This window comes from Pseudomonas sp. p1(2021b) (assembly GCF_020151015.1).
GTDB classification, from domain to species: Bacteria; Pseudomonadota; Gammaproteobacteria; order Pseudomonadales; family Pseudomonadaceae; genus Aquipseudomonas; species Aquipseudomonas putida_K.
Genome location: NZ_CP083746.1, coordinates 223,264 through 242,511, shown reverse-complemented (window position 1 = coordinate 242,511; position 19,248 = coordinate 223,264). Strand labels below are relative to the sequence as shown.

General features: G+C 62.8%; 17 protein-coding genes. 5 read left to right on the top strand and 12 right to left on the bottom strand.

Features of this window, described 5'->3' with window-relative positions; all coding sequences use genetic code 11:
- Positions 1 to 365: 365 nt before the first annotated feature.
- The 3 genes from K8374_RS01065 to K8374_RS01055 all read left to right on the top strand — a co-directional run bounded on the left by K8374_RS01065 (position 366) and on the right by K8374_RS01055 (position 2,337).
- Positions 366 to 587 carry a DUF3079 domain-containing protein gene (locus K8374_RS01065; RefSeq protein WP_224457627.1) on the top strand — a complete coding sequence of 74 codons (222 nt, stop codon included), beginning with the start codon at positions 366 to 368 and terminating at the stop codon, positions 585 to 587.
- A 67-nt stretch (positions 588 to 654) separates the two neighbouring features.
- A complete protein-coding gene (locus K8374_RS01060) occupies positions 655 to 858 on the top strand; it encodes a hypothetical protein (RefSeq protein ID WP_143515193.1) in 204 nt (67 codons plus the stop codon).
- A 93-nt stretch (positions 859 to 951) separates the two neighbouring features.
- Positions 952 to 2,337 (top strand): flavin-containing monooxygenase, encoded by a 1,386-nt coding sequence (locus K8374_RS01055; protein WP_224457626.1) that lies wholly within the window; start codon positions 952 to 954, stop codon positions 2,335 to 2,337.
- A 39-nt stretch (positions 2,338 to 2,376) separates the two neighbouring features.
- Here K8374_RS01055 and K8374_RS01050 read toward each other — a convergent pair whose 3' ends face one another.
- Positions 2,377 to 2,784 carry a type II toxin-antitoxin system HicB family antitoxin gene (locus K8374_RS01050; RefSeq protein ID WP_224457625.1) on the bottom strand — a complete coding sequence of 136 codons (408 nt, stop codon included), beginning with the start codon at positions 2,782 to 2,784 and terminating at the stop codon, positions 2,377 to 2,379.
- 18 nt (positions 2,785 to 2,802) lie between these two features.
- Positions 2,803 to 2,994 carry a type II toxin-antitoxin system HicA family toxin gene (locus tag K8374_RS01045; RefSeq protein WP_224457624.1) on the bottom strand — a complete coding sequence of 64 codons (192 nt, stop codon included), beginning with the start codon at positions 2,992 to 2,994 and terminating at the stop codon, positions 2,803 to 2,805.
- Between the two features lie 271 nt (positions 2,995 to 3,265).
- Between K8374_RS01045 and K8374_RS01040 the strand changes: the two genes are divergently transcribed.
- The gene (locus K8374_RS01040; RefSeq protein WP_224457623.1) at positions 3,266 to 4,930 is read left to right on the top strand and encodes an FMN-binding glutamate synthase family protein; all 1,665 of its coding nucleotides are present in this window, start codon (positions 3,266 to 3,268) and stop codon (positions 4,928 to 4,930) included.
- A gap of 320 nt (positions 4,931 to 5,250) precedes the next feature.
- Here K8374_RS01040 and K8374_RS01035 read toward each other — a convergent pair whose 3' ends face one another.
- Positions 5,251 to 6,558: an OprD family porin gene (locus tag K8374_RS01035; protein ID WP_224457622.1), complete on the bottom strand. Its 1,308-nt coding sequence runs from the start codon at positions 6,556 to 6,558 to the stop codon at positions 5,251 to 5,253.
- Between the two features lie 513 nt (positions 6,559 to 7,071).
- Between K8374_RS01035 and K8374_RS01030 the strand changes: the two genes are divergently transcribed.
- Positions 7,072 to 9,159: a TonB-dependent receptor gene (locus K8374_RS01030; protein ID WP_224457621.1), complete on the top strand. Its 2,088-nt coding sequence runs from the start codon at positions 7,072 to 7,074 to the stop codon at positions 9,157 to 9,159.
- 64 nt (positions 9,160 to 9,223) lie between these two features.
- Here K8374_RS01030 and K8374_RS01025 read toward each other — a convergent pair whose 3' ends face one another.
- The 9 genes from K8374_RS01025 to K8374_RS00985 form a co-directional block, all read right to left on the bottom strand.
- Positions 9,224 to 9,421, bottom strand: coding sequence for a hypothetical protein (locus K8374_RS01025; RefSeq protein ID WP_224457620.1), 198 nt, complete (start codon positions 9,419 to 9,421; stop codon positions 9,224 to 9,226).
- A gap of 164 nt (positions 9,422 to 9,585) precedes the next feature.
- Positions 9,586 to 10,575 carry a sulfate/molybdate ABC transporter ATP-binding protein gene (locus tag K8374_RS01020; RefSeq protein ID WP_224457619.1) on the bottom strand — a complete coding sequence of 330 codons (990 nt, stop codon included), beginning with the start codon at positions 10,573 to 10,575 and terminating at the stop codon, positions 9,586 to 9,588.
- A gap of 3 nt (positions 10,576 to 10,578) precedes the next feature.
- Positions 10,579 to 11,451 (bottom strand): sulfate ABC transporter permease subunit CysW, encoded by an 873-nt coding sequence (cysW, locus tag K8374_RS01015; RefSeq protein ID WP_084856507.1) that lies wholly within the window; start codon positions 11,449 to 11,451, stop codon positions 10,579 to 10,581.
- Between the two features lie 14 nt (positions 11,452 to 11,465).
- Entirely contained in the window at positions 11,466 to 12,284 is an 819-nt protein-coding gene (gene cysT, locus K8374_RS01010) for a sulfate ABC transporter permease subunit CysT (protein WP_084856509.1), read from the bottom strand.
- Positions 12,285 to 12,429: 145 nt separating this feature from the next.
- Positions 12,430 to 13,437 (bottom strand): sulfate ABC transporter substrate-binding protein, encoded by a 1,008-nt coding sequence (locus K8374_RS01005; protein WP_084856511.1) that lies wholly within the window; start codon positions 13,435 to 13,437, stop codon positions 12,430 to 12,432.
- Between the two features lie 47 nt (positions 13,438 to 13,484).
- Positions 13,485 to 13,667: a sulfur starvation response protein OscA gene (gene oscA / locus K8374_RS01000; RefSeq protein ID WP_070092048.1), complete on the bottom strand. Its 183-nt coding sequence runs from the start codon at positions 13,665 to 13,667 to the stop codon at positions 13,485 to 13,487.
- Between the two features lie 295 nt (positions 13,668 to 13,962).
- A complete protein-coding gene (locus K8374_RS00995) occupies positions 13,963 to 17,013 on the bottom strand; it encodes an efflux RND transporter permease subunit (protein WP_224457618.1) in 3,051 nt (1,016 codons plus the stop codon).
- Entirely contained in the window at positions 17,010 to 18,077 is a 1,068-nt protein-coding gene (locus K8374_RS00990; protein WP_224457617.1) for an efflux RND transporter periplasmic adaptor subunit, read from the bottom strand. Before K8374_RS00990 ends, K8374_RS00995 begins: the two co-directional genes overlap by 4 nt.
- Positions 18,074 to 19,162 (bottom strand): efflux RND transporter periplasmic adaptor subunit, encoded by a 1,089-nt coding sequence (locus K8374_RS00985; RefSeq protein ID WP_224457616.1) that lies wholly within the window; start codon positions 19,160 to 19,162, stop codon positions 18,074 to 18,076. The genes K8374_RS00990 and K8374_RS00985 overlap by 4 nt, the downstream gene beginning before the upstream one ends.
- Positions 19,163 to 19,248: the final 86 nt, after the last annotated feature.

The following is a 19,248-nucleotide window of genomic DNA, read 5'->3' as shown; positions in this document are numbered from 1 at the left end:
AAAATTTTACTGACCCAGGTTAATCGCACCTCGCTTTCGATCAATCTTTACTTCGACAGGTTGATTAAAAACGCTCTTTGCTGGAACGCCAGCTTTGCATGGTTTACCACCGCAAACACATTTGAGCGGTTGCCTGAGAGGCCAAGGATAGTTTTAGGGATAGGAAAGATTGAGCACCACGGAAATATCAATTAATTCAGATGATTGTGACCATCTTCGACTCCTGGTGCCGCACCATACGCAGTACTCAAAAGGCTCACCGAAAGGTGGGCCTTTTTTGCTTCGCCCCGTTGACGCCAATCAACGCCCCCTTTCCCCCACCGCCTAGCCTCTGGTGTTATCCACACCCAAACGAAGGCCGGTACATGGCCAAGAAATTCCCCCTAAACCCCAGCCACCCCGAACGCATCTGCTGGGGCTGCGACCTGTACTGCCCGGCCAAGGCACTGGCCTGTGGCAACGGTTCGGAGCGGACCCAACACCCGGCGGAGTTGTTCGATGAAGATTGGAACCAGGACGTCAAAGCGCCTGAATCACAGGCAAGCGAGGTACCGTCGTTCTCTTGCGCGAACAATGACAAACCTTGAAATGCTTTCCTTCGATGCGTTATAGCTAAAAAGGCATCCATAAAGAAAAGAGGCATTACAAGCCCCCATGTACGAGATCACACGTATCTATCGGTCCCATGGCCCGCTTGCCGGTTTGCTCGGCAAGGCCACCGGGCCCTTCCCTGCCGTTGTCCGCTCCACCCTCGGCTGTTCGCCACTTTCGACATTGTTCCACACCCTGTCGATCCCGCCTCGGGACATGCTGCTGGCGCACAAGCGCAAGCGCCCCGTGCCTCCGCCTGCCTGCTGACACCTGAAGCCTTCGCCCATCCGCAACCCTAGGCCCATTGCCGTTCGGGGTTGGGGAGGTCTTGCCTTTGATTTGTGTTAACAGGACATCTTCATGACTATTCGTGTCGCCATCATCGGCGCCGGCCCGTCTGGCCTGGCGCAACTGCGTGCTTTCCAATCCGCCCATGCCAAGGGCGAACCCATGCCCGAGATCGTCTGCTTCGAGAAGCAGGCCGACTGGGGCGGCATGTGGAACTACACCTGGCGTACCGGGCTGGACGAGCACGGCGAGCCGGTTCACGGCAGCATGTATCGCTACCTCTGGTCGAACGGGCCGAAGGAATGCCTGGAGTTCGCCGATTACAGCTTCGATGAGCATTTCGGCCGGCCTATTTCGTCCTACCCGCCTCGCGAGGTGCTCTGGGACTACATCCAGGGCCGGGTGAAGAAAGCCGATGTGCGCCAGTACATCCGCTTCAACACCGTGGTCAAGGCGGTGCGCTTCGACGCCGAGCGCCGTACCTTCACTGTCACCGCCCACGACTATGCCGCCGGCCAGGGCATCGAGCAGGAATTCGACTACGTAGTGGTGGCCAGCGGGCATTTCTCGACGCCGAACGTGCCGTCGTTCCCGGGCTTCGAGCGGTTCTCCGGGCGCATCCTGCATGCCCACGATTTCCGCGATGCGTTGGAGTTCGCCGGCAAGGATGTGCTGATCGTCGGCAGCAGCTATTCGGCCGAGGACATCGGCTCGCAGTGCTACAAGTACGGCGCTCGCTCGATCACCAGCGCCTACCGCACGCAGCCCATGGGCTACCAATGGCCCAAAGGCTGGGAGGAGCGGCCGCAACTGCAACGGGTCGAGGGTGATGTGGCGTATTTCGCCGACGGCTCCAGCAAGCGGGTGGATGCGATCATCCTGTGCACCGGCTACCAGCACCACTTCCCGTTCCTGCCCGATGAGTTGACCCTGCGCACCAACAATCGCCTGTGGCCGCTGGGCCTGTATCAGGGCGTGGTGTGGGAGGCCAACCCGCAGTTGATGTACCTGGGCATGCAGGACCTGTGGTACAGCTTCAACCTGTTCGATGCCCAGGCCTGGTTCGCCCGCGACGTGATGCTCGGCCGCATCCGCCTGCCCGACCACGCCACCATGCAGGCCGACAGCGCGCGCTGGCGCGCCGAAGAGGAGGCTTTGGAAACCACTGCGTCGATGTATGAATTCCAGGGCCGGCATATCCAGCACCTGATCAGCCAGACCGACTACCCAAGCTTCGACATCGATGCAGTCAACCGCATCTTCCTCAAATGGAAGAACGACAAGAAGCACGACATCATGGGTTACCGCGACCGCTCCTACCGCTCGGTAATGACCGGCACCGCCGCCGTGCCCCATCACACGCGCTGGCTGCAGGCGCTCGACGACTCGCTGGAGGAATACCTGCGTGAGACCGCCGAGCCGGGCAGCGTCCGCGCTCTGAGGCAGGACAAAGGCTGACGCCAACCAGACTGTTGCAGGGCAACGAGGTGATGCGCCTTATTGCCCCTGCAGCACCTTGAGCGCAGCCTCAGCCAGGAACCCCGAACGGCTTTTCTGTTCGGGGTGGTTCTTCACGTAGGCATCGATGCGGTTCAGCAGATAGGCCGGCAAGGTGATATTGAGTTTTTCCGCCTTGCCCAGGTAACGGGTGATATCGATGTCGACCAGCGCCCAGGTACAACCGGCGAAGGTTGGGTTGGCCGCGTGCACGGTGACCTTGCTGGCCTTGGGGATCTCCTGTTCATCCTGCGCGAGCAGTTCCAAGTGGCCTTCAATGGCCTCGCGAGCCATGGCCATGGCGTCGTCCAGATCCTCGCCCGCCGAGAAGCAACCCGGTATATCCGGTACTTCTACGCCCCAGGCATGGCTGTCGTCGCCGGGGAAGATCGCGATAGGGAAAAGCATGTGCGTATATCTCCTGGTTCAGCTGGCATACCTGATCTGCGCTTGGCGCAGCACGCTGGCGATCGTGGCCGGCAGCAGGTCCTTCTTGGGATGAGGAATCGTCACCAAGCCTTTCTTGCAGGAATGCTTGAAGTGGCGGTGGCTCCCCCGGCTTCGCACCAGGTACCAACCGTCGGCTTCTATGGGTGAAATCAATTCGCGGCTGTTCACGACCTTTCCTTGGTCAGCCGAACGGTGGTTATTATAACCACCGATACGGAGTTATCAACACCATACCCACCATGAAGGGGGCTGCTCTGGGCAAGTATGCCGAGCACTTCGGCGCCATGGCCGAGAGAAGTGATGCACGATCTTGCTGTCGACCAGGCATCTCCAGCGTTCTGCTTAACGGGCCAGGTAACAGTCTTTTACCGAAACCCCTGGTTTTCCCCGCGCGGGCTTTGCCTATCCTAGGTCGGGTCATCCCGTCAGCGATGGACCCATGAAACACGCATTCTCCACCCGTTACGCCTGCCTGGCCGCCTGCCTGCTGTTCACCTTCGCCAGCCTCCCATTCCTTGCCCAGCACGCCTGGATCTGGCCGTTCACGCTGGTAACGGCGCTGCTCAGCCTGGTCGGCCTGAACGATCTGCGCCAGAGCCACCACGCGGTGCGGCGCAACTACCCGATCCTGGGCAATATCCGTTACTTGATCGAGACCATCCGCCCGGAAATCCGCCAGTACCTGATCGAAGGCGACGACGACAAACTGCCCTTCTCTCGTTCGCAACGTTCGCTGGTGTATGCCCGGGCCAAGAATGAAAGCGCGGAAAAGGCCTTCGGTACGCTCAACGATGCCTACAAGCCTGGCTTCGAGTTCATCAGCCATTCGATGCTGCCGGTGGCAACGCCGGACCCGGCCTCGTTTCGCATCGCCATCGGCGGCCCGCAGTGCCGGCTGCCTTATTCGGCGTCGATCTTCAACATCTCGGCCATGAGCTTCGGGGCCCTGAGCGCCAATGCCATCGGGGCCTTGAACAAGGGCGCACGTCTGGGCCGGTTCGCCCATGACACCGGCGAGGGCAGCATCAGCCCCTATCACCGCGAGCATGGCGGCGACCTGATCTGGGAGATCGGTAGCGGCTACTTCGGCTGCCGTACCGAAGAGGGCCGCTTCGACCCGGCGCGCTTCGCCGAGCAGGCGCGCGCCCCGCAGGTGAAGATGATCGAGATCAAGCTCAGCCAAGGCGCCAAGCCGGGCCATGGCGGCATCCTGCCAGGGCATAAGGTCAGCCCGGAGATTGCCGCCACCCGGGGCGTTCGGGTCGGCGAGGACTGTATTTCGCCTGCTGCCCACAGCGCCTTCCGCACGCCGGTGGAGCTGTTGCAGTTCATTGGTCGCCTGCGCGAACTGTCTGGCGGCAAGCCGGTGGGCTTCAAGTTCTGCCTGGGCCACCCCTGGGAATTCATGGGGATCGCCAAGGCCATGCTGGCCACCGGCATCACCCCGGATTTCATCGTCGTCGATGGCAAGGAAGGGGGCACAGGCGCAGCGCCCAGGGAGTTCAGCGACAACATGGGCGTGCCGATGCGCGAAGGGCTGATGTTCGTGCACAACACCCTGGTGGGCCTGAACCTACGCGATCGCATTCGCATCGGTGCGGCGGGCAAGATCGTCAGCGCCTTCGACATCGCCAGCGTGCTGGCCATCGGCGCGGACTGGGTCAATTCTGCCCGCGGCTTCATGTTCGCCATCGGCTGCATCCAGTCGCAGAGCTGCCACACCAACAAGTGCCCCACCGGGGTCGCCACCCAGGACCCGCTGCGCCAGCGCGCGCTGGTGGTGCCGGAGAAGGCCGAGCGGGTGGCCAGCTTTCATCGCAACACCTTGCATGCCCTGGCCGAGATGCTCGCGGCGGCGGGCCTGGAACATCCGTCGGAGCTCAAGCCCAAGCATCTGGCGCGGCGTATCAGCCCCAGCCAGATCAGCCTGTTTTCGGAGCTGCATCAGTTTCTCAAGCCGGGCGAGTTGCTCGGTGGCTCGATCGAGAGCGAGTTCTATGGGCGGATGTGGCGAATGGCGCGCAGTGACAGTTTTGCGCCGCAAGCGGGAGAAGCGGCGCCGATAGCGGCTGTGGCACGCCGGAAGGAAACGACTCCAGCGTAAGGGCCGCGGCGCGCTCCAATCGCGGGGACAAGCTCGCTCTCTTTGCGGCACCTGTGGGAGCGGGCTTGTCCCGCGATTAGGCCGGGCCCGATATCACCGTCGCCTGGCAAGGGCTTCGCCCTTGATCGCGGGACAAGTCGGACCGCCGCACCGCCGCTCCCACAGGGGCAACATTGGCCGCTTGTTCTCTGCGAGACAGCGCAGCCCGAAGGGCTGGGTAATCTCCCACAAGAACTGCGCCAGCGCTTAGGTTCCTGTGGGATTAGAAACTTAAAAAGAAAAGCCCCGGACGAGCCGGGGCTTTCGAGACACGCTCAGGATCAGAAGATGCTGATCGGGTACTCGACGAATACGCGGACTTCGTTGCCGTCGTCGTTGTAGCCGTTCTGGCGAACTGCGGTATTGGTGCGTACGAAGGAGCTACGCAGCTTGACCGACAGGTCCTTGGCCGGGCCTTCCTGGACGACGTAGCGGATCTGGTTGAAGATCTCGCGTTCCTTGCCCTCGCCGAAGCCCTGCGGGTTGGCCGCGTTGCGGGTGTTGATGTTGTCACCCACTACATAGGCGACCTTGTAGGTCAGGCCTGGAATGCCGAAGGCACCGAAGTCCAGGCCGTAGCCCAGCTGCCAGGAGCGTTCGTCCTCGGCGTTGAAGTCGGACCAGTAGGAGTTGGCCAGGTAGATGGTCGAACCACCGTCACCCACGCCACCACGGTTCTGGTACCAGCCGTAGTTGTAGCCAGTGTCACCGGTGCTGCGCTGGTGTGCCAGGGTGATCGAGTGCGGGCCGAAGGCGTAGGTGGCAGCGAGGCTCCAGATGGTGTTGGAGTCGCCGTTCAGGCCGGCGGCACGTACGTATTTGTTGTCGATGTCCGACTTGTAGCCGTTGAAGTCCAGGGTCAGGGACTGGTCGGCCGCGATCGGGAAGACATAGTTCAGGCCCAGGTAGTGCTTCTTCATCACATCTTCGTTGTCGGCGGTGTACAGCGCCGCGGTGAAGTTGTCGGTGAACTTGTAGCTACCGCCGAACACGTTGATCGACTTCAGGCCACCGCTGTCACGGCCCTCGGCGCTCTTGCGCGCTTCCTGGGTGAAGCGACCGGCGTTCAGCTCCAGGCCCTTGATCTCCTTGGACGTGATCAGGGTGCCGGTGAAGCTCTCTGGCAGCAGGCGGGCGTCGTCGTATTGCAGCACGGGCAGGGCCGGCATCTGGTCACCGTACTTGAGCACGGTGTTGGAAACACGGAACTTCACTGCCGCGCCGCCACGGGCGAGGTTGTGCGGGGAGTTGGTCGGTGCGGTGTCGCTCGGCTTGAAGAAGTCGACGCCAGCACCACCGTTGTGGCCCTTGCCGCCATCCAGGCGGATGGCGTACAGGCCGAAGGCATCGACGCCCACGCCCACGGTGCCCTGAGTGAAGCCGGAGTTGAAGGTGCCGATGAAAGCCTGGCCCCACTCGATCTGGTCGTCGGTGCCATGCTTCTTATCGCGATTGATGTAAGCGTTGCGCAGAAGGACGTTGGCGTGGCTGTCCTCGATGAAGCCCTTGCTTTCGGCCTGCTCGTTGGCCTGGGCCTGGGTCGCGGCGATCATCGCCAGTGCGACCAGGCTGATCCTGGTTTTCAACATCTTGTTTTCCTTATTTCTTAATCAAAAACGCTCTGCAATTTGACGCCAGGAACCAACGCCCCTTCGTAGGTTCGACGCTATGCGGATCCAAACTGAAAGGCCCGCCATGGTCGGGAGCGGGCCTTGTCCAGCAGCATGGCCAAGTCATGGCCAGCAGGCGTTGACCGAATCCTATCTGCCCCTGCTTCGGAATGTCAAAAAATCGTGAAATACAATTTGTTATAACGAAATTCCTATCTTCATCAGAGCATTTGCAGACAGATCCATGCGGCTTTAGGAATTTTCCTCTATCGATGAAGGCGCGACGATGAAAGCTATTTCGCACATGGAATATTTGCTTCAGACCCCGTCTTCCCAGCGTAGGAAATGGCGCCCTAGGGGCATCGATACGGGCATTTTTTACAAAATGAAACACATGTAAAGACATATCCTGACAAACATCTGGGCAATTGCTAATCACTCGCATTAACATCCGCACCCTTTTTTCATTGACCTTGTTCGCGGATGTACCCCATGTTCGTTCCTTGTCACCTTTCACGCCTGACCCTGGGCTTGTCGCTGATCTGCGGCGCAGGCCTGGCCAGCGCCGCTACCACTGTCCTGCCGGAACTGTCGGTCACTGCCGACCGCGAGCGGGAAGAGGACAACCCGCAGGTTCGCGAAGTCAGCACCGCCACGCGCACCTCGACCCCGGTACGCGACGTGCCCCAGGCCATCGACACGGTAAAGACCCGCAACAGCCTGGACTACGGCCACTACAGCCTGGACAAGGCGCTCGAAGGCATCCCCAACGTCAGCAGCGGCGCCGACACCCGCTTCGACAGCCTGCGCATCCGCGGCTTCGACGCCAGCAACGACTTCTACCTGGACGGTGTGCGCGACGACAGCCAGTACGTGCGCGACCTGCACAACATCGAACGGGTCGAGGTACTCAAGGGCCCCGCCGCGGTGCTTTATGGCCGCGGCAGCCAGGGCGGTATCGTCAACCGGGTGAGCAAGGCGCCGGAGCACGGCCGCCGTTCGACCGTCGAAGCCCAGGCCGGCAGCGAAGACCTGCGCAGTCTGTATGCCGACCTCAGCGCCGACCCGACCGATACCCTCAGCCTGCGCCTGAACCTGGGCAACCAGGACAACAACAGTTTCCGCGACGGCATCGACGGCAGCCGCCAACTGTTCGCACCGTCCATGAGCTGGCAGCTGACGCCCGAGCTGAACTGGCTGGTGCAATACGAGTACAGCCGCTACAACCGCACGCCCGACCGGGGCATCCCCGGCAACCCATTGACCGGCCGACCCGCCGATGTCAGCCGCCACACCACCTATGGCGATACCCAGCGCGACTACATCGACGACCGTGCACAGACGCTACGCTCGCGCCTGAACTACGCGCTCAACGACCAATGGCAGCTACGCCACACGCTGAGCCTGTTCACCCTGGAAAGCGACTTCGACAACACCTACCAGACCGCCTACAACCCCAGCACCGGCTTGGTCAGCCGCCAGCGCTGGCAGCAGGACTTGAGCACCCGCAACCTGTTCAACACCGTGGAGCTGGAAGGCCACGTGCACACCTACGGGCTCGAACACACGTTGCTGGTTGGCCTGGAAGTGGGTGAGCAACGTCGCAATTCGCTGCTGCATTCGGGCGTTGGCGTTCCCGCGGTGCCGTTGTCCGGCGCTACCGGCGGGCACCAGCACAGCGGTGCGATGAAGGTTTTCAGCGACAACCATACCGATGTGGAAAGTGCCGGCCTATATGTGCAGGACCAGGTCCGCCTGAACGACCAATGGCAACTGCTCGCCGGCGTGCGCTTCGACCGCTTCGAAGTCAAAACCACCAGCAAGCTGAAGAACCTCACCGAGAAGCAGGAAAGTACCAGTACCAGCCCTCGCCTGGGCGTGGTCTATTCGCCCTGGCGCGACCACTCCTTCTATGCCTCCTGGAGCAAGACCTTCTCGCCGGTCGGCGGCGGCCTGATCGGCATCACGCCCGGTGCGCCCGGCAATGGCAACGATGCGGGCCCAGAGCTGACCCGGCAGAAGGAGATCGGGGTCAAGAGCGACTGGTTCGATGAACGCCTGAGCACCACCCTGGCCCTCTATGAACTGGAGCTGTACAACCGCCGCACCCGCGACCCGAACAACCCGGACCTTATCCAGCTCAGCGGCCTGCAACGCTCTCGCGGCATCGAGCTGACCGCCATGGGCAACCTGGTCGGCAACTGGTATCTGCGCGGTGGCATCGGCTTGCAGGATGCGACCATCGTAAAGGACAACAACGGCCAGCAAGGCAATCGCATCAATGATGTGGCCAAACGCAACGGTAACCTGTTCGTCACCTGGAAGCCCGAGCTTGGCTGGTACGCCGAGACCGGCCTGACCCTGGTGGGCGAGCGTTATGCCGACACCCAGAACACCATCCTGCTGCCGGGGTATGGCCGCTGGGATGCCCTGGCCGGCTACCGCACCCGTGATTGGGATGTGCGGGCAGCCTTGAGCAACATCACCGACAAGACCTACTACAGTTCGGCGACCAGTGCCGGGCAGATCCAGTTCGGTGATCCGCGCAGCCTGGTGGTGACGGGGACCTACGCGTTCTGATGAGGATCTTTGGGGGCGCTGTGCGCCCCATCGCGGGACAAACCTGCTCCCACAATGGGGGTGATCAATGCCAAACCGCGATCAAGGCCTCGAGCTCGGCCTCGCTGAGTAAGCCCTGCGGGTATCGCCCATCCAGCAGCCGGCTTGGGTCGGTCGCTGCGGCCTGGGTGTTTCCATGCTGCCTCAACCAGTGCGCCAGGCGCCGGAACGACTCAGGGTCCATCGCCGAACGGGAAATAGACGACTCGCTTGCTGCATTCATGTCCACACGCTCTCCTGGGGCCTCTGAGCGCCTAACGTACTGGCATTTTGTTACAGAACGACATCGTCTTATCCCGTTGAAGCCTATGAAAAAAGCGAAATAAAAAAAGGCCACCCCCTGCCAAGGAAAGTGGCCCTGAAACGCTTGCTGCGATCCGTCGCGGCTTAGATATTCGGCACCTTCTGCCAGACCTTCGGGCGGAAGAACAACGTCTCCCCGCGCGCCAGCCCAGTCAGGCTGTCGTGGTCCTTCACCACCTCGGCTTCGATCAACTCGCTCTGCCCCGGCACCTTCAAGGTGACACGCGTGGTCGCGCCCAACGGCCGGATGTCGCGCACCTCGGCGGCCTGGTGGCCTTCGGTCTCATGCCGCGACAGCGACACCTCGTGGGGGCGGAACAGCACATGCTGGCCTTCGCTCAGGCTCAGCCGGTTGGAGTCCCCCAGGAAGTGGTAGACGAAATCGTTGGCCGGGTTTTCGTACACCTCGCCCGGCGAGCCGATCTGCTCGATCACGCCTTTGTTCATCACCACGATGCGGTCGGCCACTTCCATGGCCTCTTCCTGGTCGTGGGTCACGAACACCGAGGTCAGGTTGATGTCTTCGTGCAGGCGTGCCAGCCAACGGCGCAGCTCCTTGCGCACCTTGGCATCGAGGGCACCGAACGGCTCGTCGAGCAGTAGCACCTTGGGCTCCACCGCCAGGGCGCGGGCCAGGGCGATACGCTGGCGCTGGCCGCCGGAAAGCTGCTCGGGGTAGCGGTCGGCGAGCCAGTCGAGCTGGACCATGTTCAACAGTTCATGGACCTTCTCGGCGATGCGGCTCTCGCTCGGGCGCTCGCCCTTGGGCTTCATGCGCAGGCCGAAGGCGACGTTGTCGAACACGCTCATGTGACGGAACAGGGCGTAGTGCTGGAACACGAAACCGACATTACGATCACGCACATCGTGGCCGGACACATCCTCGCCGTGGAACACGATGCTGCCCTGGTCGGGCGTCTCGAGGCCGGCGATGATCCGCAGCAGGGTGGTCTTGCCGCAGCCCGAAGGGCCGAGCAGGGCCACCAGCTCGCCGCTGTTGATATCCAGGTTGATGTTGTCCAGGGCCTGGAAGGCGTTGAAGCGCTTGCTGACGTTACGAACTTCGATCGACATGAATTATTCCTCCGCTGCGCCGTGGCGCAGGCGGTTAATACGGTTCTCGCTCCACTGCTTGAGCAGCAGGATGAAGAGCGCCAGGATCAGCAGCAGGCTGGCCACGCTGAAGGCCGCGACATGGTTGTACTCGTTGTAGAGGATCTCCACGTGCAGCGGCAGGGTGTTGGTGACACCGCGGATATGGCCGGACACCACCGACACCGCGCCGAACTCACCCATCGCCCGCGCGGTGCACAGCACCACGCCATAGATCAGGCCCCACTTGATGTTCGGCAGGGTCACATGCCAGAACATCTGCCAGCCATTGGCGCCCAGCAGGCGTGCGGCCTCTTCTTCCTGGGTGCCCTGCTCCTGCATCAGCGGGATCAGCTCGCGGGCGACGAAGGGCACAGTGACGAAGATGGTCGCCAGGACGATGCCCGGCAAGGCGAAGACGATCTGGATATCGTGGTCCTGCAGCCACGGCCCGAACAGGCCCTGGGCACCGAACATCAGGACGTATACCAGGCCGGCGATCACCGGCGAGACCGAGAATGGCAGGTCGATCAGGGTGACCAGCAGGCTCTTGCCCCGGAAGTTGTACTTACTCACGCACCATGCGGCGCTGACGCCGAACACCAGGTTCAGCGGCACCGAGATGGCCACGGCGAGCAAGGTCAGCTTCAGGGCCGAAAGCGCGTCAGGCTCGAAGATCGCCTCGAAGAAGGTGCCGAAGCCGTTCTTCAACGCCTGGGACACCACGATGAACAGCGGCAGCAGCAGGAACAGCACGAACACCAGCCAGGCCAGGCCGATCAATACGCGGCGCGAGGTGGCGCTGCCCCTGCGGGCAGCGTTGGCCGCAGCGGCGGCGCCAAGGGATGAACTGGACATCTACCGGGCCTCCTTCAAGGGGTTTCGATGCGGCGCTGCAGCAGGTTGATCAGCAGCAACAGGATGAAGGAAACCACCAGCATCAGCACGCCGATGGCGGTGGCGCCGGTGTAGTCGTACTGGTCCAGCTTGACCATGATCAACAGCGGCAGGATCTCGGTCTTCATCGGCATGTTGCCGGCAATGAAGATCACCGAGCCGTACTCGCCCACGCCACGGGCAAACGCCAGGGCGAAGCCAGTCAACCAGGCGGGCAGCAGCGCCGGCGCCAGCACATGGCGGAACACCTGCAGCGGCTTGGCGCCCAGGCAGGCGGCGGCTTCTTCGACTTCCCGCGGAATATCGGCCAATACCGGCTGCACCGTGCGCACCACGAACGGCAGGGTGACGAAGGTCAGCGCGAGGGTGATGCCCAGCGGGGTGTAGGCGATCTTGAAGCCCAGGTCGGTGGCGAACTGCCCCACCCAGCCGGCCGGTGCGTACAACGCCGTCAGGGCGATACCCGCCACAGCCGTGGGCAGGGCGAACGGCAGGTCGATCATCGCGTCGATGACCTTGCGCCCCGGAAATTCATAACGTACCAGCACCCAGGCCAGCAGGGTGCCGATCACACCGTTGATGAGGGCAGCGAACAGCGCGGTGCCGAAGCTCAGTTTCAACGCAGCGAGTACCCGCGGCGCACTGACCACGGCCCAGAACTGATCCCAGGTCAGCTGTGCGGCATGCACGAACATGGCAGCCAGCGGTATGAGCACAATCAGGCTGAGGTACACCAAGGTGTAGCCCAGCGTCAGCCCGAAGCCGGGTATGACGGGGGAAATTCGACGTGACATAAAGGTCCCTGGTTGAACGCACGAAGCCCGAGAGCGCTCTCGGGCGGGTGCAGGCTTCTAATCCTGGGGCTGCTGCGCAGCCCTTCGCGGCACAAGGCCGCTCCTACAATGACCGCCGCACAGCGGCCCCGCTTCTCCCTACCGGTTACTGTGCCTGATAGATCTGGTCGAAGACACCGCCGTCGTTGAAGAACTTGGGCTGTGCAGTCTTCCAGCCCCCGAAGTCCTTGTCGATGGTCACCAGCTCCAATTTCGGGAATTGCTTGCCGAACTCCGCTGCGACCTTCTCGTCACGCGGGCGGTAGAAGTTCTGCGCCGCGATCGTCTGCCCGGCCGGGCTGTACAGGTGTTTGAGATATTCAGTGGCGATGGCTGTATTGCCCTTCTTCTCGGCGTTCTTGTCGACGACGGCCACAGGGGGCTCGGCGAGGATCGACAGAGACGGCACGACGATCTCGAACTTGTCGCTGCCGCCGTCTTCCTTCAATGCCAGGAATGCCTCGTTCTCCCAGGCCAGCAACACATCGCCCTGGCCGTTGTTGACGAAGGTGATGGTTGAGCCCCGGGCACCTGTATCGAGCACCGGCACATGCTTGAACAGCGCCTGCACGTATTCCTTGGCCTTGTCCTCACTGCCGCCAGTCTTCAGGCCATAGGCCCAGGCCGCCAGGAAGTTCCAGCGGGCCCCGCCGGAGGTCTTGGGGTTGGGGGTGATGACGGAGACATCTGGCTTGATCAGGTCGCCCCAGTCCTTGATGCCCTTGGGGTTGCCCTTGCGCACCAGGAAAACGATGGTCGAGGTGTAGGGCGTGCTGGCCTCCGGCAGGCGGCTTTGCCAGTCGGCGGGCAGGCTCTTGCCGAGCTTGGCCACTTCGTCGATATCACCCGCCAGGGCCAGGGTCACCACATCGGCACGCAGGCCATCGATCACGGCCCGCGCCTGCTTGCCCGAGCCGCCGTGGGATTGCTGGATCTTCACCTTGTCGTCTGGGTGCGTGGCCTGCCAGTGCTTGATGAATTCGGCGTTGTACTGCTGGTACAGCTCACGGGTCGGGTCGTAGGACACGTTCAACAGTTCGTAGTCCTTGGCGATCGCGGAACCGGCAAAAACGGCACTGGCCAGGGCGGCAAGCGCATAACGGCGGATGGACATGGTGAAGCTCCCGATTGGCATTTTTCTAGTTTGTAGGTGATGCGCGGTCAGCCGGACTTGTTGCCGGGCTGCTGCAGGCGGAACTTCTCCTTGCGCTCGATCTGCACGACCTGGGCGTTGTGCACGGTGATCTCTACCGCGCCGAAGCGCAGGTCACGCAGGGCGCTCTGGATCTCACGCAGAATGGTGGCTTCGTCCTGGCCGTCGATGCTACGCACGGATGCACTCATGCTCGTTCTCCTTGTCAATGAAGTGCCGGGCAGAGGAAGGGGATTGCGCCTGGCTTGAGGGCAATCTTAGAGAGCGGCGTTTATTCTGAAAAATACTGTTTAAGAATTTTTATATAACTATTTTGAAAAATCCTACACCGCCCCTTTTGTAGGAGCGGCCTTGTGCCGCGATGGGGCGCGAAGCGGCCCTGAGTCCAGTTTGCTCGGTATATCTGATGAACCGTGTTAGCTGATTTCAGGGCCGCTTCGCGCCCCATCGCGGCACAAGGCCGCTCCTACAGGGCGCGCGTTTTGGTCAAGCTTTTTCCGGCTCGCGGATCTTGTACCAGGCCACATACAGCGCCGGCAGGAACAGCAGCGTCAGCAGCGTTGCACTGATGATGCCGCCGATCATGGCGTAGGCCATCGGCCCCCAGAACACTTCCCGGGCGATCGGGATCATGCCCAGGCTGGCCGCCGCGGCGGTGAGCAGGATCGGCCGGCGTCGGTGGTTGGTGGCCTCCACCACCGCATCCCAGGGCGAGAGCCCCTGTTCGCGGAACTCGTCGATCTGGGTGACCAGGATCACCGAGTTGCGGATGATGATGCCGGCCAGGGCGAGGATGCCGAGGATCGCCACGAAGCCCATGGGCGTGCCGGTCGGTACCAGGGCCAGGACCACGCCGATCAGCCCCAGCGGCGCCACGCTGACCACCAGGAACAGCTTCTGCACACTGTGCAGCTGGATCATCAGGAAGGTCGCCATCAGGAACAGCATCAGCGGGATGACCTTGGCGATCGGCCCCTGGGCCTTGCTGCTCTCTTCCACCGTACCGCCGGTGGCCACTTCATAGCCGACCGGCAGCTGGCTGGCGAATTCGTCGATCTTCGGCTTGAGCTGGGCCACCAGGTCAGTGGGCTGGATGTCGCCGTTGACCGAGGCCTTGATGGTGATGGTCGGCTTGCGATCGCGACGCCATACCAAGGGCTGCTCCAGTTCATAGCGCACCGTGGCGAACGCCAGCAGCGGGATCGACGTGCCGTTGGGGGTGAGGATCTGCAGGTTCTGCAAGGTGTCGGGCGAGCCGCGCTCGCTGTCTTCGGCACGCGCGACCACGTTGACCAGGTAGATGTTGTCGTTGACCTGGGTAACCGGCACACCGCTGACGATGCTGTTCATCACGTTGGCCACGTCCTCGGACGACAGCCCCAGCTGGCGTGCCTTGTCCTGGGCGATCTCGACCCGCAGCACTTTGCCGGGCTCGTTCCAGTCATAGATCATTTCGCCGATATGCTCGTTGGCATCGAGCAGGGTCGCAAGCTCGATGGCATGCCGGCGCACCTGGTCGATGTCCTTGCCGCTGACCCGGTACTGGATCGGCCGGCCTACCGGCGGGCCCATTTCCAGCGACTGAACGTTGGTGCCGATGCCGACGAAGTCCTTGCGCAAGCGCTCCTGCAGGCGCGCCATGAGCTCGCCGCGCTCTTCCAGGCCTTTGCTGACGATCACGAACTGGGCGTAATAGGGATTTTGCAATTGCTGGTCCAGGGGCAGGTAGAAGCGGATCGCGCCCTGGCCGATGTAGGTGCTCCAGCGCTCGATGGTCGGGTCACCCTTGAGGGTCGCTTCGAAGCGGTCGACCACTTTGCGGGTTTCTTCGATCGAGGCGTTCTGCGGCAGGTTGAGGTCGACGAGGATCTCCGGGCGGTCCGAGGACGGGAAGAACTGGTTCTGCACGAAGCGCATGCAGAACACCGCCAGCACGAACAACACGATGGTGCCGATCACGGTCAGCCAGCGGTTGCGCATGCACCACAATAGGCCATGCTCGAACGCCCGGCCCACGCGCCCGGGCTCGGCCTCATGGGCCTTGAGCTTGTTGCTGTTGAGGATATGCACGCCCAGCACCGGGGCGAAGAACACCGCCACCACCCAAGACACCAGCAGCGCCACCGCGATCACCGCGAACAAGGTATAGGTGTATTCGCCAGCGGAACTGGCGTTGAGCCCGATCGGCACGAAACCGGCCACGGTCACCAGGGTACCGGTCAGCATGGGGAAGGCCGTCGAGGTGTAGGCGAAGGTCGCCGCCTGCTCCTTGCTCTCGCCCATCTCCAGGCGTGTGACCATCACTTCGACGGTGATCATCGCATCATCCACCAGCAGGCCGAGGGCGATGATCAACGCACCGAGGGAAATCCGCTGCATGGTGATGCCGCTGTATTCCATGAACACGAAGACCATGGCCAGCACCAGCGGGATGGAGCAGGCCACCACCAGGCCCGCGCGGACGCCTAGGCTGACGAAACTCACCGCCAGCACGATCACCACCGCCTCGAACAGGGCACTGGTGAAGCCGCCGACCGCCTGCTTGACCACCACCGCTTGGTCCGACACGGTGTGCACACCGATGCCCACCGGCAGGTCGTTGATCACCCGGTCCATCCGCGCCTTGAGCCGCTGGCCGAACACCTGGATATTGCCACCGGCCTTCATACCGATGGCCAGGCCGATCGCGTCCTGCCCGTTGTAGCGGAACATCGGCGATGGTGGATCGACATAGCCGCGCTCGATGTCGGCGATATCGGCCAGGCGGAAGAAACGGTCGTTGATGCGCAGGTTGACGGTCTGCAGGTCTTTTTCCGAGGCGAACTGCCCGGTCGTGCGTACCGAGATGCGCTCCGGGCCGGCCTCGATGACCCCGGCCGGCGTCACGGCGTTCTGCGATTGCAGGGCCTGCATGACTTGGCGTTGGTCGATCCCCAGCGCCGCCAGCTTGCGGGTCGAGAAGTTCAGGTAGAGCACTTCGTCCTGGGTGCCGACCATCTCGATCTTGCCGATGTTGGGCACATCACGGACCTCTGCCCGGGCCTGCTCCACGTAGTCGCGCAACTGGCGCATGGTCAGGCCATCGGTGGTAAAGGCGTAGATCGAGCCGAACACGTCACCGAATTCATCGTTGAAGCCCGGCCCCTGGATACCTGACGGGAACTGCCCACGGATGTCCTGGATCTTCTTGCGCACCTGGTACCAGATTTGCGGAATGTCCTTGGCTTTGGTCGTGTCCAGCAGGTTGACATAGACCGTGGACTCACCCGGCCGGGTATAGCTCTTGGTGTAGTCGAGGGAATCGAGCTCCTCGAGCTTCTTCTCGATGCGGTCGGTGACCTGGTACAGCATCTCGTCCTGAGTCGCGCCAGGCCAACGGGTCTGGATCACCATGGTCTTGATGGTAAAGGACGGGTCTTCCTCTCGCCCGAGGTTGAAGTAGGAGAAGATGCCCATCAGCAGCCCGACGAACATCAGGTACCAGACGAAGGACTGATGCCTGAGCGCCCATTCCGACAGGTTGAAGCTTCCTTTCATTGCGCGTCCTCGTCGAATGCGACCTTCTGGCCGGGCTTGAGGCTGTTGACGCCAGCGGTGACCACACGCTCGCCCGGCTGCACGCCGGACGCCAGGACGATGCTGCTGGTGGTGCGCTCGATCAGGGTGACGTCACGGGTCGCCACGGTCTTCTGTTGCGGGTCGATCACCCATACCTGGGGCTTGCCGGCGCCTTCGAACAAGGCGCTGAGCGGCAGCTCGCTGCGCGGCGATACGGCGGAGGTCAGGGTGACGCTGATCGCGGTGCCGAGGTGGAAGGCATCCGGGGTGCTGGCCAATGTCAGCCGCGCGCGCCGGGTGCGGGTGGTGGCATCGGCCTGGGGCTCCAGTTCGCGCAGGGTGGCAGTGGTATTGATGGTAGGGTCGAGCTGCGAGGCGACGGTGAAGGTGAGCGCCTTGCTGAGCTGCTCGGCCAGGGCGATCGGCAAGTCGATCACCGCTTCCTTGACGTCCGGCCGCGCCAGGGTGACCACGGCCTGGCCAGCGCTCACCGTCTGCCCGGCTTCGGCCTGCCAGGCGGTGACCACTGCGGCATGGTCGGTGCGCAGGGTGCTGTAGTCGAGCTGGTCGCGGGCCTGGCTGACCGCCGAGCGGGCCTGTTCCAGCGCGGCACCGGTGGTCTTCAGGTCGGTCTGGGCGATGTCCAACTGCGCCTGGGCACCAACGCCGCGGTCGTAGAGCTGTTGCTGCCGACGCGCATTGGCCTGGGCGTTGATCCACTGCGCCTGGACCCTGGCCAGGTCGCCTTCGGCGGCACGCAGCTGGTTCTGCTGGTCGGTCGGGTCGAGCGTGGCCAAGGTATCGCCGGGCTGCACCTGGGCACCTACGTCGACCCAGCGCCGCGCGATGCGCCCTGACACACGAAAGCCCAGGGTGCTCTCGAAGCGTGCCTGGATGCTGCCGGCAAAACGGCCCAGCTGGGAATGCACCTGCGGCTCGACCACCACCGACAGCACCGGCCGCACCGGCACGGGGGCTTCTTCATCACTGCTGCACGCAGCCAGCGATACGCCAGCGCACAGCATCAGCAGCAAGCGTTTCATGGCGCGGCTCCTCCGTCCTTGGCATCGACCTTTTCCACCTGCATGCCGGGGTGCAGCAGTTGGCCGCCGCTGACGACGACGGTTTCGCCGCCCTTGAGGCCATCGGCGACCACGATCTTACCCGTGAGGTACCGCGAAACCTGGACCTTGCGCAGGTCCACCTTGTCGCCCTCGCCCACCACCCATACCGCCGGCTCGTGCAGCGCCTTGGTCAGGGCCGACCAGGGCAGCTCGATGCTCGGCCGGCCCTGGGCGTTGGCCGTGGCGGTCACCGGCGAGCCCAGCTGCATGCCCGCCGGTACGTTGCGCAAGGCCACCTTGACCTGCACCGTGCCGCTCTGGGCGGACACCGTCGGGGTGATTTCTCGCACACGGCCCTCGGCCTTGACCTGGGGGTTGTCCAACAGGCTCACGGTCACGCCTTCGTCACTGGGAGGTGCCACCAGGAGGGACTCGTAGACATTGAACACCGCATCGCGGTCGCCATCACGGGCCAGGCTGAAGATCGGCATGGTCGCCTGCACCACCTGGCCGACTTCGGCCTGGCGCGCGGTGATCACCCCATCGGCCTCGGACACCAGGGCCGTGTAGCTCAGTTGTTCGCGGGCATTGGCCAGCTGTGCCTGGGCTGCCTTGAGTGCACTCTGGCTGCTGCGCAGGGCCGCTTCGGCGGAGTCGTACTCGCTCTGGCTGGTATAGCCCTTGGGCAGCAGCTTCTGCTGACGTACGAAGGCGGCGCTGGCCTGGGTCACCCGGGCCTGCTCGGCGAACACCTCGGCCTTGGCCGAGTCGACGGTGTTCTGCAGGTCCTTGGGGTCCAGGCGCGCCAGCACCTGGTTGGCCTTGACGTGGTCACCCACATCGACACTGCGGGAAATGATCTTGCCACCCACGCGGAACGACAGGTCAGTCTGGACCCGTGCCTGGACATCACCGGTGAGGGTGACCCGGGCGGCGAAATCGGTGGGTTGTACCTGCAGCACGCCGACCCTGGGCAACTCGGCGGCGGATTCTTCCTTGCCACAGCCCGACAGCATGGACAGCAGCCCCAGGCAAACGACCATCAGCGGACGCGCTACCGTCATGCAGGCTCCTTGCTTGTGCCAAATGGATTGAGGGACGCCAGTGAAGCGTAGATCAGGGTTTTGTAACTGGCACTGATACAGATCCA